At 62.1% G+C, this 15361-nt stretch carries 13 protein-coding genes and 2 tRNA genes; 4 read left to right on the top strand and 11 right to left on the bottom strand.

The genetic code is table 11. The features are described 5' to 3' along the window. The first annotated feature begins 37 nt into the window (after window positions 1-37). Window positions 38-2740, top strand: a complete 2703-nt coding sequence (gene ppdK / locus WA070_RS13645; protein ID WP_422634474.1) for a pyruvate, phosphate dikinase — start codon at window positions 38-40, stop codon at window positions 2738-2740. A gap of 58 nt (window positions 2741-2798) precedes the next feature. Here ppdK and WA070_RS13640 read toward each other — a convergent pair whose 3' ends face one another. Then, on the bottom strand, window positions 2799-3314 hold the full coding sequence (locus WA070_RS13640) for a hypothetical protein (RefSeq protein ID WP_422634548.1): 516 nt from the start codon (window positions 3312-3314) through the stop codon (window positions 2799-2801). A gap of 146 nt (window positions 3315-3460) precedes the next feature. Between WA070_RS13640 and WA070_RS13635 the strand changes: the two genes are divergently transcribed. Further along, window positions 3461-3537: transfer RNA gene (locus WA070_RS13635), tRNA-Arg, on the top strand. Window positions 3538-3594: 57 nt separating this feature from the next. Next, window positions 3595-3671 (top strand) — tRNA-Arg (locus WA070_RS13630). Between the two features lie 112 nt (window positions 3672-3783). Here WA070_RS13630 and WA070_RS13625 read toward each other — a convergent pair. The 10 genes from WA070_RS13625 to WA070_RS13580 form a co-directional block, all read right to left on the bottom strand. After that, on the bottom strand, window positions 3784-5244 hold the full coding sequence (locus WA070_RS13625) for a cobyric acid synthase (RefSeq protein WP_422634473.1): 1461 nt from the start codon (window positions 5242-5244) through the stop codon (window positions 3784-3786). A gap of 42 nt (window positions 5245-5286) precedes the next feature. Beyond that, window positions 5287-6912: a pilus assembly protein TadG-related protein gene (locus WA070_RS13620; RefSeq protein ID WP_422634472.1), complete on the bottom strand. Its 1626-nt coding sequence runs from the start codon at window positions 6910-6912 to the stop codon at window positions 5287-5289. After that, on the bottom strand, window positions 6909-7346 hold the full coding sequence (locus WA070_RS13615; RefSeq protein WP_422634471.1) for a TadE/TadG family type IV pilus assembly protein: 438 nt from the start codon (window positions 7344-7346) through the stop codon (window positions 6909-6911). The genes WA070_RS13620 and WA070_RS13615 overlap by 4 nt, the downstream gene beginning before the upstream one ends. Window positions 7347-7536: 190 nt before the next feature. Continuing rightward, the gene (locus tag WA070_RS13610; RefSeq protein WP_422634470.1) at window positions 7537-8418 is read right to left on the bottom strand and encodes a PAS domain-containing protein; all 882 of its coding nucleotides are present in this window, start codon (window positions 8416-8418) and stop codon (window positions 7537-7539) included. A 96-nt stretch (window positions 8419-8514) separates the two neighbouring features. Next, the gene (locus tag WA070_RS13605) at window positions 8515-8736 is read right to left on the bottom strand and encodes a hypothetical protein (protein ID WP_422634469.1); all 222 of its coding nucleotides are present in this window, start codon (window positions 8734-8736) and stop codon (window positions 8515-8517) included. Window positions 8737-8765: 29 nt separating this feature from the next. Beyond that, complete coding sequence (locus WA070_RS13600; protein WP_422634468.1) at window positions 8766-10025, bottom strand: N-succinylarginine dihydrolase; 1260 nt, start codon at window positions 10023-10025, stop codon at window positions 8766-8768. Then, the gene (locus tag WA070_RS13595; RefSeq protein WP_422634467.1) at window positions 10022-11053 is read right to left on the bottom strand and encodes an arginine N-succinyltransferase; all 1032 of its coding nucleotides are present in this window, start codon (window positions 11051-11053) and stop codon (window positions 10022-10024) included. The genes WA070_RS13600 and WA070_RS13595 overlap by 4 nt, the downstream gene beginning before the upstream one ends. Beyond that, window positions 11050-12276 carry a hydrolase gene (locus tag WA070_RS13590; protein WP_422634466.1) on the bottom strand — a complete coding sequence of 409 codons (1227 nt, stop codon included), beginning with the start codon at window positions 12274-12276 and terminating at the stop codon, window positions 11050-11052. Before WA070_RS13590 ends, WA070_RS13595 begins: the two co-directional genes overlap by 4 nt. Before the next feature lie 50 nt (window positions 12277-12326). Continuing rightward, window positions 12327-13226 carry a DUF481 domain-containing protein gene (locus WA070_RS13585; RefSeq protein WP_422634547.1) on the bottom strand — a complete coding sequence of 300 codons (900 nt, stop codon included), beginning with the start codon at window positions 13224-13226 and terminating at the stop codon, window positions 12327-12329. A gap of 57 nt (window positions 13227-13283) precedes the next feature. Further along, a complete protein-coding gene (locus WA070_RS13580) occupies window positions 13284-13769 on the bottom strand; it encodes an RNA pyrophosphohydrolase (RefSeq protein ID WP_422634465.1) in 486 nt (161 codons plus the stop codon). A gap of 192 nt (window positions 13770-13961) precedes the next feature. Between WA070_RS13580 and WA070_RS13575 the strand changes: the two genes are divergently transcribed. Then, a complete protein-coding gene (locus WA070_RS13575; protein WP_422634464.1) occupies window positions 13962-15338 on the top strand; it encodes a cryptochrome/photolyase family protein in 1377 nt (458 codons plus the stop codon). Window positions 15339-15361: the final 23 nt, after the last annotated feature.

Genomic DNA, 15361 nt, shown 5'->3' with positions numbered 1-15361 from the left:
CAATATCATCGGCAATCAGTGCAGGGAGAGCCGGGAAATGACTGAGACGAAAGAGGCCATCATGACCACCACCGCGACCCGTTACGTCTATCGTTTTGGCGGCGGCGTGGATGATGGCGGGCAGGGCGACCGGAACCTGCTAGGCGGAAAGGGCGCCAATCTGGACGGCATGGCCGCGATCGGCCTGCCTGTCCCCCCCGGTTTTACGATCACGACCGAAATGTGTACGCGTTATTATGACGATGGCGGTCGTTATCCCGACAGCGTGAAGGACGAAGTCGCCAACGGCCTCGCCCATATCGAGGGGATTACGGGCAAGCGCTTTGGCGATGCCGCCGATCCGTTGCTGGTGTCGGTGCGTTCGGGCGCGCGGGCTTCGATGCCGGGCATGATGGACACCGTGCTGAACCTTGGTCTGAACGACGAAACCGTTATTGGTCTGGCCAACACGTCGGGCGACGAACGTTTCGCGTGGGACAGCTATCGCCGGTTCATCCAGATGTATTCGGATGTGGTGCTGGAACTCGACCATGGCGCGTTCGAGGAAGCGCTGGAGATCGCCAAGGAAGATCAGGGCTATAGCCTCGACACCGAGATGACGGCCGACGACTGGAAGGCTTTGGTCGCAGAATATAAGGCGTTGGTTGCCAAGCTGTGGGACAAGCCATTCCCGCAGGATGTGCATGACCAGTTGTGGGGCGCGATCAGTGCTGTTTTTGGTAGCTGGCAGTCGGAACGTGCGAAGGTCTATCGCCGCCTGAACAACATCCCCGGCGAATGGGGAACCGCCGTCAACGTGCAGGCGATGGTGTTCGGCAATATGGGCGAAACGTCCGCGACTGGTGTGGCGTTCACGCGCGATCCGTCGACCGGCGAGAATGTCTATTATGGCGAGTTTCTGATCAACGCGCAGGGCGAAGATGTGGTCGCGGGTATCCGCACGCCGCAATATCTGACGCTGGCGGCGCGCGAACGGGCAGGGGCCAAGCCGCTGTCGATGGAAGAAGCGATGCCGGAAACTTATGCCGAACTGGCAGGCGTTTTCCAGATCCTCGAAACCCATTATCGCGACATGCAGGACATCGAATTTACGGTGCAGCAGGGCAAGCTGTGGATGCTTCAAACCCGTTCGGGCAAGCGCACGGCCAAGGCTGCGCTCAAGATGGCCGTGGACATGGCGCATGAAGGGCTGATTACCGAAGAGGAAGCCGTGGCGCGTGTCGATCCGGCTGCGCTCGACCAGTTGTTGCACCCCACGCTCGATCCCAAGGCGCCGCGCGATGTGTTGACCAAGGGGCTGCCCGCATCACCGGGCGCTGCTTCGGGCGCGATCGTGTTCGATGCCGATACGGCCGAGCGTCACAATGAACTGGGTGATTCGGTGATCCTCGTTCGCGTGGAAACCAGCCCGGAAGATATTCACGGTATGCACGCGGCCAAGGGCATATTGACCGCGCGCGGCGGCATGACATCGCACGCCGCCGTGGTGGCGCGTGGCATGGGCCGCCCGTGCGTATCGGGTGCGGGCAGCCTGTCGATCGACAATGCCAACAAGACGCTGCGCATCGGCGATCGCACGTTGAAGGAAGGTGACATCCTGACGATCGACGGTTCGACCGGCGAAGTGATGGCAGGCTCTGTGCCGACGGTGCAGCCTGAACTGGCGGGAGACTTTGGCGTGTTGATGGTGTGGGCCGACAAGGTCCGTCGCCTGAAAATCCGGGCTAACGCTGAAACACCGCAGGATTGTCAGGTCGCGCGTGACTTTGGCGCGGAAGGCGTGGGACTGTGCCGGACGGAACATATGTTCTTTGACGCGGCGCGCATTACGGCTGTGCGCGAGATGATTTTGGCCGATAGTGAGAAAGGGCGCCGCGTGGCGCTCGACAAGCTGCTGCCTGAACAGCGGGACGATTTCGCGCAGATTTTCATGGTGATGGCGGGCCTGCCCGTCACGATCCGCCTGCTCGATCCGCCGCTGCATGAATTCCTGCCGCATGGCGAAGCGGAGTTTGAGGATGTGGCGAAGGCGGCGGGCGTCAGCGTCGAAACGCTCAAGCGCCGTGCGTCGGAACTGCATGAGTTCAACCCGATGCTGGGCCATCGTGGGTGCCGTCTGGGCGTGACTTACCCGGAAATCTACGAGATGCAGGCACGCGCGATTTTCGAGGCTGCGCTGATCGTCAAGGCGCGGGGCGGCGAGGCGCCAATCCCCGAAGTCATGATCCCGCTGGTCGCGACCCGCAAGGAACTGGAACTGATGAAGGCGATCGTCGATCGCGTCGCAGCCGACGTATTCAAGGAACAGGGCGCGAGCGTCGAATATCTGGTCGGCACGATGATCGAACTGCCGCGTGCGGCGCTGAAGGCCGGTGAGATTGCCGAAGTGGGTGAGTTCTTCTCGTTCGGCACCAACGACCTGACACAGACGACCATCGGCATCAGCCGCGACGATGCAGGCCGGTTCCTGACGCAATATGTGGACAAGGGCATCTTTGCCCGTGACCCCTTCGTCAGCATCGATGTCGAGGGTGTGGGCGAGCTGATCGAACTGGCCGCAGAACGGGGCCGCAAGACCCGTCCTGGCATCAAGCTGGGCATTTGCGGAGAACATGGCGGCGATCCGGCCTCGATCGCTTTCTGCGAGAAGACCGGGCTAGATTATGTGTCGGCATCGCCTTACCGGGTGCCGATCGCCCGACTGGCGGCGGCGCAGGCTGCACTGGCGAACCGGGGCTGATAAAAGCAAAGGGCGGGGGTCACACCCCGCCCTTTTCGTATAGGCAGTCCGAAGGCGATCAGACCGGTGTTGCGGATCGGCCGAACAGGCCGCCGCGCGACGTGTCCGTGTCGAGCGCGTGCGCCTGCTGACGCCAGTCCTCATGCGCGATGGTGCCGGGTTTCAGCCCCAACCGCGCTTCTATCGCGCCTTCCTGTTCGGCGTTGAGCGCGGCAATCTGCGCATAGCGGTGATAGCCTGCTTCGTTGAGGACCGTTTCCTGCGTCTGGCCGATGCCGTTGATGCGGCTGAGGTCGTCGCGACCATGGTCGCTGTCCGCCACCGCTGACCCGGCAACTGCCGTGCCTGCCACCGCAGCGGGCGCAACCACGGCGGGGCGGCGTTCCATTTCGACCATGCGGGCGTCCGCCGCAGCTATCCGGGCATCGCGATCCTTGATCGTCTGGCGATGGGCGGCCTGTTCATCATGCCAGGCGCGTTTATATTTGCCTCGCCCGCTCATCATCATGCCCAGCACCAGACCGGCAAGCAGCACAACAACCAGCAGTGCGATGTCATTAAGGGTGAAAATCATGTCGGCATCCTTTTCCCGTTGCTGTTCGAACGGTGGATGCGGGTAAAAGTTGCGCATGCGCATCGAACTGCTTTTGCGAAGCCTTTGAGAAAAGTGAAAAAGGGGCTTGCCCAATTAGCCGACCGCTTCTATCTGCGCGTCTCCACGCACCCATAGCTCAGCTGGATAGAGCATCAGACTACGAATCTGAGGGTCGGGCGTTCGAATCGCTCTGGGTGCACCATATCTTTTGAAGCGGTTTCAGGCCGGGGCTTTATGCCGCGACCTTTGCCAGTTTCATGCACCCATAGCTCAGCTGGATAGAGCATCAGACTACGAATCTGAGGGTCGGGCGTTCGAATCGCTCTGGGTGCACCATTTTCCTTCAAACGCTTTTGGGGTCAAATCGGTGATCCGGGCCTGCACACATTCAGGCAGCCGTTCGGTATTGCGAACTCATCATCAGGGTTCGATGATATGTCTCGCTGAATTACGCCGTCGCCAGTGCGATGATCGCGTCAATATCGATGTGCGCCTCCAGCAGTGCCGCGACCTCATCCAGCGCGTCCTGGACCGATCCATCATAGTCTTGTCCGATGGAATGGCCGCCGATCCGTTTTAGCAGCGCATCGCGCAGGTCCGTGCTGCCCAACAATCCGTGGACGTAGCTGCCCATAACGAGTCCGTCGCGGCTGACCGCGCCATCGGGTCGTTTGGCTGACCTGTCGGAGAGCCAGGCGAATGGGCGGGCGCAATCCGGGCCGGTCGTGTGGCCCATGTGCATTTCATAGCCGCCAAAGCCCGCGCCCATTGCCGTGCCCCGCACCTCTTCGAGCGTCTTGGCACCGCCCAGCACGGTTTCGATGTCCAGCAGCCCCAACCCCGCTACCGTCGCTGGTGGCCCCTCCAGTCCCAACGGGTCTGCGATGGAGCGGCCCAGCATTTGATAGCCGCCACACAGACCCAATATCGCACCACCACGGCGACGAAGTGCCTTGATGTCGATGTCCCACCCCTGAGCGATCAAAGCCTGCATATCAGCGATGGTCGCTTTCGAACCCGGCAGGATGACGAGCGCCGCTTCCGCCGGGATCGGCTTTCCGGGACCGATCATGCGCAAGTCGATGCCCGGTTCCAGCTTCAACGGGTCGAGATCGTCGAAATTGGAGATGCGCGGCAACACCGGGCAGGCAATGACGAGCGGCGCGTCGCCCGGTTGCACCACGCGTTCGAGCGCAACGGCATCCTCGCTGGGAAGGCGCGCCACGGCATTGATCCATGGCACGACGCCCATGCCTGTCCAGCCCGACAACGCCTCTATCTGCGCATAGCCGTCCGCGAACAGGGCGGGGTCGCCCCGAAATTTGTTGATGATGAAGCCACAGATCATCGCTGCGTCATCAGGGTCGATCACCGTGCGGGTGCCCACTACCGCCGCGATTACGCCGCCCCGGTCAATGTCGCCGATCAGGATAACTGGCACATTGGCTGCGCGGGCAAAGCCCATATTGGCGATGTCGCCAGCGCGCAGGTTGATTTCGGCGGGAGACCCCGCGCCCTCCACCACGACGATGTCGCACTGCGCGTGCAGCCGGTGGTAGCTTTCCAGCACCGCGCCGAGCAGGTCGCCACGGGCGGATCGGAAATTGCCCGACCCCAATGTGCCGCGCACCTGGCCGTGGACGATGAGTTGGGACGTGCGGTCGGCTTGTGGTTTCAACAGGACGGGGTTCATGTCCGTATGGGGAGCCATGCCACAGGCGATCGCCTGCAATGCCTGCGCCCGGCCGATCTCTCCGCCATCGCTGGTGACGGCGGCGTTGTTGGACATATTCTGCGGCTTGAACGGGCGTACTCGATAGCCGCGCTTCACCAGCGCCCGGCATAGCCCGGCGACCAGCACCGATTTGCCGACGTCCGACCCGGTTCCCTGTAGCATGATCGCGCCCATGGCTTCCGCTCCTGACCGTAGCGACGCCAAGGCGCAAGTGTTTCAGGCGACGACGGTCGCCATGCCGCATCGCAACTGATGCACGCGCACATCGGCGGTGCCCAGTTGGACGCCCAGCGTGCTGGTGACGGCATTCAAAACACCATCGATCAGGGGCGCGGTGGTGCCCAGCAGCAGTCCGATCGCGGGGGAGAGTGGGCTGTTCCCCACCGTAATGCCCAGTAAGGACACCTGTACTTGTACCCGGCTGGCGAGGCTGGCGGCCAGTCCCTGTGTCAGATCCTGCGTGCTGACGCGCTTGACCTGCTGCGCGTTGATTTCCGATGGAGTGAAATGGACGGTCTGTGCCTGTGTGCCGCCCAGCGCGACATTGGCATAGCCGGTGATCCGCGTGCCCAGCAGCGTTTGCGCCAATATGGCCGGGCGCGGATTGGCAGGGGTGGAGAAGTTGGTGAGCGCGCTGACGTCGATTTCGCCCAGCGCTGCTGACCCGATGGAGGGGGTGACGGCCAGCTTGACGCCTTCACTCGCCGATCCGCGCGTACAATCGATCGCGGACAGGCGCGCTTCGGCGGCGGCAAGTTCGACATAGAGTGGAATGCGCACGGTCGCGATGCCCGCCAATGCGCTGGCCACGCTGCTTTCGAGATAGATGCGGGTCTGCGCTGTGCGCAATACGACGTCTCGTTCGCTCGTTATGGTCAGCATGGGGGATCGGGCCTGGCCTTCACCCATGACCAGCATCAGGCGCGTGCTGGCGAGGCCGGGCACATTCAGGCGCAGGTCCATGGGCACGGACGTGCCCGATGGTGGGCTGAGGATCATCCGCAGCATCGAGAATGCGTCGAGCAAGATGTTAGGCTGGCCATTCGCGCTGGATGCACCCCGCACCGGGCCAAGGTCGATGATGTCGCTGAGCTTGAGCGAGCGTCCCGCTATCCGGCCCGCCATCATGGCCAATATGGCGGCGCTCTGGCTGCTGCCCGCGCTGTCGGCCATGGCGGCGATGATATCTGACACGGGGATGTCCCGGTCGAACAGCGCGCCATAGGCATCGTCATTGCGGCCCGTGCGCAGGCGTAGAGCATCGGCGACGCCAAGCAGGTCCAGGTTCAGGCTCGCCAGCCCCTGACTGTCCATCACTGACAGATTGAGTTCCGTGCCCGCCAGATTGGACAACAGCATATTGGGCAGGCCACCGCTGAGGGAGGCGAGGCCGGTGCCGAGCGAGAAGGCAGTGGCATCTCTCCGGGCGGCAGTCGCGCGTGCCTTCAGGTCGACACCATCGCGTCCTACCAGCAAGCGAGCGAAGAAGAGAGGTGTGCGGCGCTGTACCTCCACCCGTGCAGCCGCGCCATCCCCGCCGCCGGGAACGAAGCGTTGCGTGACCGGGATAGTGAGGTCGGCCGTGTAGCTGCCGCTTTCGAAGCTGGAGACGGAGACGCCGCCGATGGGGCTTTGGCCGACGAGTTGTTCGGCGGCCGTCCGGCCACCCCCAGCTGCTGCGAGTGCGGCGGCATCGGCGATGCCCTGCAACTGGCGTTTGGCCAGAAACACCGAGCCAAGGTCGACGGCCACCGTCGCAGCCCCCGCTAGCATGAATAGCGACCCTGCCATAATGAGGCTGATCGCACCCTTCTGGCTGACGCAAAGGGCGTATCGGGTCATTGCGGGGCGATCCGCACGATGGCGCTGCGTTCGAGCAATGGCGCGGTTATCGGGAAGGGGGACGCTGAAAAGATGGGCGTGTTGGCGAGGTTGTAGCTGAGCGTCACGCGATAGAAATCGTCCCTGTAATCAGTGTCGACCACGATCGCCTGCGCCGAGGGTGAGGGGAAGGCGGGGCGGCTGGCGTTCACGCTCTGGTTCACCAGCGCCAGCCGTTCGGCGGAGTCCAGTCCTGCGACCGCCGCGCGCGCTGCGTCATTGGCCGCTTGTTGCAGGCTATGCGCGGTCATGAACCAGTTGCCATAGATCACCATGCCGAGGAGCAGGGTAATCAATATGGGGATGGCAAAGGCCGCTTCGATCAGGACGCTGCCCGCGTCGTGGCGGAGCAGCGTGGCGATCCGGCGGAGTGAGCGGGGAGCGGGTTTCGGCATGACCCCAGGCTAGGCCCGGTCTGATCAAGAAGCGGTTTGGCTATCGTCCATGCGAATATGCGCAATTTACCGGAAGGGCTTGCTCCAGTTCCTCCAATGTCGCGGCTTTCCGCCCACAGCCTTACCGATATGCATCGATTTCGATCCGAAATGACGCAGGTTTCTGTGTAAAATGGGAAGGCTAAGCATGTCAGTCGGGCGCCAATGTTACGACGATGACCGCGCCTTCATTGCCATAGGTGCCGTGGAGTTGGGCGATCGCGGCATCAATGCCCAACAGCGCTCCGTCATTGGTCAGCAGGCGAGTCGTGACGCGTCGATCGCCTTCGCCACGCAAAGTCTGTTCCAGTTGCTCGCGGAAGGCGGGGCGAGCCGACAGTTCGACCAGATCGGAAATGCACACGCTCGACAGCCGGTTTTCCGGCAGGCCCACCATCGCGCAGAATGTTTCGTCTGCCGTTTCGATGAAGCCGCGTGTCGACACACGGACATAGCCGACCCGGCCATGCACGCTCATTGCTTTGAGAATCGCGATCTTGACGTCGGCCAGTCGATAGCGCTGCATGTCGGCTGTGATGTCACGCAGCAGGAGGCCAATACCTTCGCCAAAAGGGAAAGTTTCGAAATGTAGCCAGCTATTGCTGCGAAATGGAGAGGGAATGTCGGCTGCACTTGCTTCACCGGACGTGAGGCTATGGCGGATATGTGCTTCCGTTAGCGTGCCGGCAAATTCGGGTAGCGCATCCCAAAGGGATTTCCCGTCCAGATGCTGGTCCCACCGCCTGGTCATGGCGAGTGCCACGCCATTCGCGTAATCGATCATCAGGTCGGCGTTGCAGAGGATCAGCCCCTGATGAATATGGCTGGCCAATTCGCGCAGGAGATCCGTAGGTGGGGCTGCGATTTCCCTGGCCGCCATGGTACGAAAATTGTCCACGCCCATGAAGATGTGCGTTTCACGGCCATGATGGGTGATCATCACTGGTTCGCGCGCGCCGATTTCGCGCCAATGCGCAAAATTACGAACCAGTTCGGCGGCGGCGACGCTTTGACCTCGTAATTCGTCCAACATGGATGTCTGACTCCCTTGATTGGCAGGACGTCAGGATAGAAGCAGCGAACAAAAGGAGAAAAGGCAGATCAGGCCGTTATGGATGAAAGCGCGGCGTCAGGATCCGTAGCTGCGTTGATACTCCAGTGCGTCCAGCATCTTGCCACCCGCCATGAAGACCGCGCCTGTGCAGCAGAGCGCCAGCAACTGCCCGCCAAAGCCCGGATATTGGTGCATATAGACCACGCCCCGTTCGCACGCACCCAGAGCGAGCGCGTAGATTATCAGGAACGCTTCGAACTTGGTCTTTACAGTAAAAAGGCGCCTGATGCGTTCCATGATGATCCCGTTCGACGTCTGCCCCGTCGCTAAGGGAACAAGTCGCCCGAAAGCTGCAAATGGTCAACAAGGGTTAACCACGATTGTTCGATGCGGGCGATGAGGCGGGTGTCGGACAGGTCGTCAGGCGCGATTTCCTCCGGCCAAAAATCGGTGACGATGCGCCCGATGGCGTCCAGTCTGGCTTCGTCCAATAGAAAGCGAGGGTCGATTGTCGCAGGATCAGCGACGACGCGCAGGCGCAGGCAAGCAGGGCCGCCGCCATTGGCCATCGATTCGCGCACATCCACTGGAATCAGTTGCCGGATGGGGCCGTTGCCTGCGATCATCTGTTCCAGCCAGTGCCATACGGTCGGCGTTTCCTGCGCCTCGGTCGGTAGCACGAGCGCCATGCCGCCAACTGGCAATGTCACAAGCTGGGCATTGAACAGATAGCTGCTGATCGCATCGGCCAGGCTGACGGCGCTGGCGGGCACTTCTATAATCTCCACGTTGGGCAGTGCGGCGCGCAGGGCGGCGTAGAAGCCGTCCTTGTCAGCGAAAGCCTGTTCATGGGTAAACAGTACATGTTCGTTGGCGACGGCGACCACGTCGTTGTGGAATGCGCCCGCTGCGATGGCCGCTTCGGATTGCTGCACGAATAGCGTGCGCCGTGAGTCCAGGCCATGCAGGCGGGCGACCGCCTTGCTCGCCTCGATATGCTGGCGGGCGGGGTAAGGACCGCCAGTCTCGCCATAGACGAATATCTCTATGCCCGGTGCGTTGTGCGTTTCGGCCAGCCGCATATGGTTCGCTGCGCCTTCATCGCCGAAGGGGGCGGGGATGGGCGCATGGACAGCGAAAGCGCGGGTGTCCGAAAAGGCGACCCGCAGTTGCGCCAGCGTCTGGGGCCATTCGTGGCTGCGGTGCGGCATCGTCACCAGATTGGCGACGGTCATGTGCGTGCGGCCATCCGCCGTATCCGTTGCGGGTGATATCGTCGCGGCGTTGGCCGCCCACATGGAGGAGGCAGACATTGCCGCTGCCCGGATCGCCGGTTCGGCCTGCGCAACATCGGTGCCCAGACTGGCCAGCCATGCGCCGTCGGGGCGCCATTGGGGCAGGAATATCCCCTGAGGCAGACCAAGCTGGATATTGCCGCGCATCTTTTCGATGCCCTGCAATGCTGCCGCGCGCGGGCGGGCGACCATGCCTGCGTTGCGCGCCGACGCCAGATTGCCCAGACTCAGGCCCGCATAATTGTGGCTCGGTCCGATCAGGCCGTCGAAATTGATTTCCCGGACGCTCATGCTCGCCCCGCCATGGTGAATATCTGTCCCGGTTCCAGCATCAGCCGCGCCGCGCAGCCTGCGTCGATGGATATGGCGCCATCCTCGCTTTCGCGCACGAAGCCGTAGGTGCAGCGATAATCGGCCAGCCGCCCGGTAGCGACCAGCATCTTGTCCCCGCTTTTGGCCCCGGTGTCGTCATGGATGGAGGACAGGGTGACGTCGCGCGCGGCGGCGATCGTTTTCAACTGGTCGATCTGTCCGACCATCGTCGGCCCGCCGTCGAAGATATCGACATAGCCGGCATTGTCGAACCCTTCGGTTTCCAGCATCCGCATCGCCGCCCGGCCATTGGGATGGGGCAGGCCGATGACGGCGCGGGCGCTGTCGGTCAGCATGGCGGTGTAGATGGGCGTCTTGGGCATCAGGTCTGCGATGAACTGGTTGCCGTTGACGGCGTTGAACTCGTCCGCTTCCTGAAAGCTCATGCCGAAGAATCGCCCGGCAAGGCCATCCCAGAAGGGCGATCCGCCCGCTTCATCGATTACGCCGCGCAGTTCAGCGATGACCCGATCCCCGAACCGTGCCCGATGATTGCGGATATAGAGGTAACGGCTGCGGGCGAGCAGCAGGCCCAGCCCCTCGGCCCGTTCGCGTGGGTGAAGGAACAGACCGCCGACCTCCACCGACCCTTCCAGATCGGTGGTGAGCGATAGCATCTGCGCGCGAAATGTGCGTTCCAGCGCGCGGCTATGCTGGGTCAGCATGCCCAGGCGATAGGAATAGAAGGGCCAGCTTTGGCCCACGGTCGGGAAAATCTGACAGGTGCCGCGTACCTGCCCGGTCTCGCCATTTTCCAGCACCAGCACGATCAGTTCATCACGGATGCCATCCTCTTCCCGCGCCAGCGCCTCTACCGTGCGCTCCAGCTTGGCGGCGAGCGCCTTGCGATCCGGGGGCAGGTTGGTGAAGCCGCCGCCGGTCAGCTTGGCCATTTCATAGAGGGTCTGCAAATCGTCGGCGCGCGCCGTGCGCATGGTGAAGCTCAAGCGGTCATCCCCTCTACTTTATATCGTCCCTGCGCCATTCTGAGCATGGCGAGCGCCGATAGCTGTGCCCGTTCAGTCAGGCTGTCTGTCAGCAAAAATTCGGCGTCGCTATGAATATCGCCGCCGCATACGCCCATCGTATCGACCACCGGAACGCCGCAGGCCGCGATATTGTTGCCGTCGCATACCCCGCCGGTATCGCGCCAGCCGATGGCAATGCCAAGGTCGGTGCCGCATGCCTGCACCAGTTGGAACAGCGCGAGCGCTCTGGCGTCCATCGGTTTGGGTGGGCGGCCAAAGCCGCCATGCAAATGCAGCGTCACGCCATGGTCGCGCGCGACGTCGGCCATCGCGCTATCGATGAGGGCACGCACAATGTCCTCATCCACAGGCGTTCTCGGTCGGAAATTGACGCGCAGGACGGCATGGTCCGGAACGACATTGTTCGGGCCGCCGCCATCGATCTTCGCCGGATTGCAGGAGAAGCCCGCGCCGCTCGCTGCCTTGAGCCGTAGCGCAAGGTCAGCGGCTGCCAGCAGCGCGTTGCGTCCGTCGTCGGGATTGCGTCCTGCATGGGCGCTAAGGCCAGTGACGATGATGGAGAAATTGCCGCTGCCCGCGCGCGCCCCGGCCAGCGTGCCGTCGGGCAGGGCAGGTTCGTAGGTGAAAGCGGCGACCTTGCCGGATGCGGCCTGCCGTAACAGGGCGGCGGAAGAGGGGCTGCCCACTTCTTCGTCGCTATTGATCACGACGTCATAACCGAGCGTAGAGGGCACGTCGGACGTCTCGATCGCGCTCAGCGCGGCAAGCATCACGGCGATCCCGCCCTTCATGTCGGCGACGCCCGGCCCGTTCAATATATTCGGCGCAAGCCAGCGCTGCATCTGAAACGGATGATCGATCGGGAACACCGTGTCCATGTGACCGGTCAGGAGGATGCGAACCGGGGCGTCGGGGCGGACGGAAAGGTGCAGATGCTGGCCATGATCGCTGGTCAGGGTGCGCCCATCCGCCGAGACCGTTTCGACCGGCGTGCCATCCACCAGTCGCAGCGTTCCAGGCAAGGTGGAAAAGGCGTCGGCCAGCAATTCCGCCATCGTGGCCAGTCCAGCCAGATTGCGCGAGCCGCTGTTGATTGTCGACCATCGTTGAACCTGATCGAGCATCGGTGCTTGCGCGGCCTGCTCTAGCAGACGTCGTTCTTCAGGGGACAATATGGTCATGGCCGCAAGCCTATCAGAGGGAGTGGCGCGCCTCCACCCCAGCCTAAGGCCTAAAAATCGTAGGTCAGCGTCACTCGGCTGAGCGTATCGAAATCCCGTGCCGACAGCAGGGTTTCGGATTCATATTGCACGTTGTAGGACAGCGCCGCTGACAGGCGACTGGCAACCTTCGTTTCGATCGCCGTCAGGGCATTGAGCGTATAGACGTCGCTTTCGGCGTAACCCGACGCGGTCTGCTTGAACGTAAGGGTTGGTGTGATCCGCCACGCCAGCGCCATCGATCCACGCGCACCAAGTTTCGTCTCTTCCTCGCCCGTCACATAGTTGGCTTTTCGAACGGAAGGGCCGATGTCCGCCGACAGATCGACAGGCTTGCTGACGATCAGCTTGTAGCCGACACCCACGGAAGCTGTGTAACGCTGGTCATAGCCGATCGAAATGTCCCGTTCGAATTGGGCAAGGCCATAGACGAAGCCGCGCGGATCGAATTCGTAGCGCGGTTCATAGCCTGCGAAATAGCGTTCGCGCGAGGTCACCCCGTTCGCGCGGCGGTAATCCGCACTCGCGGTCAGCTTATGCGACCATTGCAGCCCGGCGCGAGTCACGGTCGCATTGGCGCTGATGCCGATTTCGCTGGTGGAGCCGGTGGAGCGGAAGCCGCCTGCCTCGATCCGGCCAGTCCACAATTCAGTGAAGCGCGCTTCCCGGATCACGGTGTCATGAGTCGCTTTGGTCCGCTCTTTCCAGCTGTTGACCATGCGCTGGATTTCATCGGCCGATCCGGGGTTGGTCTGCTTGGCGATCTTGGACACGGTGGCGATGTCTGTTTCGTTGCCGTTGGCGATCGCCGCTTCCATCATTTCGCGTACCGATGTCGGCAGCAGGTCGGGATCTGAGGCCAAGGCGGGCGACGAGAGGAGAAGCGGGAGAAGGATCAGACATACGCGCATGCGTGCCGTCATACCCGCTCGACAGGGGATTTTAACCCCCTGATCCGACTTTTGCGATCAGATGAGGTCGCGAAATTCCTGCAGGATGTCGCGATAGAGCTTGCGTTTGAACGGCACGATCAATTCCGGGAGCGAATCCGGCGTGGCCCATTTCCATTCACGAAATTCGGGATGCCTGGTCTGGATATTCACATCGCTATCCTGGCCCAGGAAGCGGGCGAGATACCAGAACTGGCGCTGGCCGCGATATTTGCCGCCCCATAATTTGCCGACCAGTTCGGGCGGGAGGTCGTAGAAATGTTCGTCGCGCGCAGTTGCGATGATTTTCACGAGCGCAGGAGCGATGCCCGTTTCTTCCTCAAGTTCACGAAAAGCCGCATCCTTGGCTTCTTCGCCTTCGTCAATTCCGCCCTGTGGCATTTGCCAGGCTTCGACGGCATTATCGAGCCGCTGGCCAACGAAGACCTTGCCATCCATGTTGACGAGCATGATGCCGACGCATGGCCGGTATCCCAATTCCTGTTCGTTCGGCATCGAAGCCATATGTCCCCTGATTTCTTGTCCGTGCGACGCGCGTCCCCATCGCGTCGCCGATGAATGATGCCCAAGATAGGGATGCCGGAAGCGCGCGTCCATCGGACGAATCGCTATTCGTCCGATTTGCGATGGGACGATGTTGGCAATATGCCCAATGGGTCGCTTGGAACCGCGCAGGTCTGGGGGCATTGCACCCTTATGTCCGATCCCGTCCTGCTCTGGTTCCGCCAGGATCTCCGCCTGTCCGATCAGGCTGCGCTGGCCGCCGCCATCGAAGACGGACCAGTCATTCCCGTCTATATCCTCGATGATGAAACGCCGCGCCAGTGGGTGATGGGTGGGGCGTCGCGATGGTGGCTGCATCATAGTCTGACGGCGCTGGACGAAAGCCTGCGTGCCAAGGGATCACGCCTGATCCTGCGGCGGGGGAATTGCGCGGATGTGCTGGCGGAACTGGCGAAGGAGAACGGCGCAAAGCGGGTGCATGGGCTGCATCATTATGAGCCGTGGTGGCGCAATGCGGAAAAGGCCGTGGGCAAGATTACGGACCTGATATTGCACGATGGCGGGCTGTTGTTGCCGCCTGGAACGGTGCGGACAGGGGCGGGGGGCGTCTATCGGATATACACCCCCTTTGCCCGCGCGGTCATGGAGCATATGCCGCCCCCGGCGCCGACTTCCAGAGTGAGGACCATAGGTTCGCCGACTTGTTGGCCCGATAGCGACGATCTGGCGTCGTGGGATTTGCTGCCGATCGATCCAGACTGGGCCAGTGGATTTTCTGTCGACTGGTCGCCAGGCGAGGATGGGGCGAGGGAGAAGGTCGCCGATTTTGTCGACGAGGTGGGGGATTATCCCACGGCGCGGAACCTGCCTTCGGTCGAGGGGACGTCGCGGTTATCGCCGCATCTGCATTTTGGCGAGGTGTCGCCCGCCTATGTGTGGCATCGGATCCTATCTTCGAAGCAGGATGCAACTGTCTTCCATAAAGAACTGATATGGCGGGATTATGCGCATACGCAGATTTGCCAGTTTACCGCTTATGGTTCCGCCAATGCGCGGGACGAGTTCGATGCGCTGCCGTGGCGAGACCTGCGGGAGGCTGGGGGTGATTTTTCCGCGTGGAAGCGGGGACGGACTGGGTATCCGATCGTGGACGCGGGGATGCGGCAATTATGGGCAACGGGATGGATGCATAACCGTGTGCGCATGATCGCGGCCAGTTTCCTGATCAAACATCTGCTGATCGACTGGCGGCATGGCGCGCGCTGGTTCTGGGACACGCTGGTGGATGCGGATTACGCCAATAATAGCGTCAATTGGCAATGGGTGGCGGGCAGCGGGGTGGACGCCAATCTGTTTACCCGCATCATGGCGCCGCTCAGCCAGTCGGACAAGTTCGATGCGGCGGGCTATATTCGGGAGTGGGTGCCTGAGCTGGCCGACCTGTCCGACGATGTGATCCACGATCCGCAGGCGCATGACGTCAAGCCGCCAGCCTATCCCGACAAGATCATCGGCCATCGCGAGGGCCGCGAGAGGGCGCTGGCCGCCTATCGACAGATGAAGGGGTGATTGCGGCGGAACGCGGCTTGCGG

Origin of the sequence: Sphingobium sp. (assembly GCF_049304695.1) — a bacterium.
Classification (GTDB): Bacteria; Pseudomonadota; Alphaproteobacteria; order Sphingomonadales; family Sphingomonadaceae; genus Sphingobium.
The sequence above is the reverse complement of the archived record's forward strand: the minus strand, read 5'-3'. Positions and strand labels throughout refer to the sequence as shown.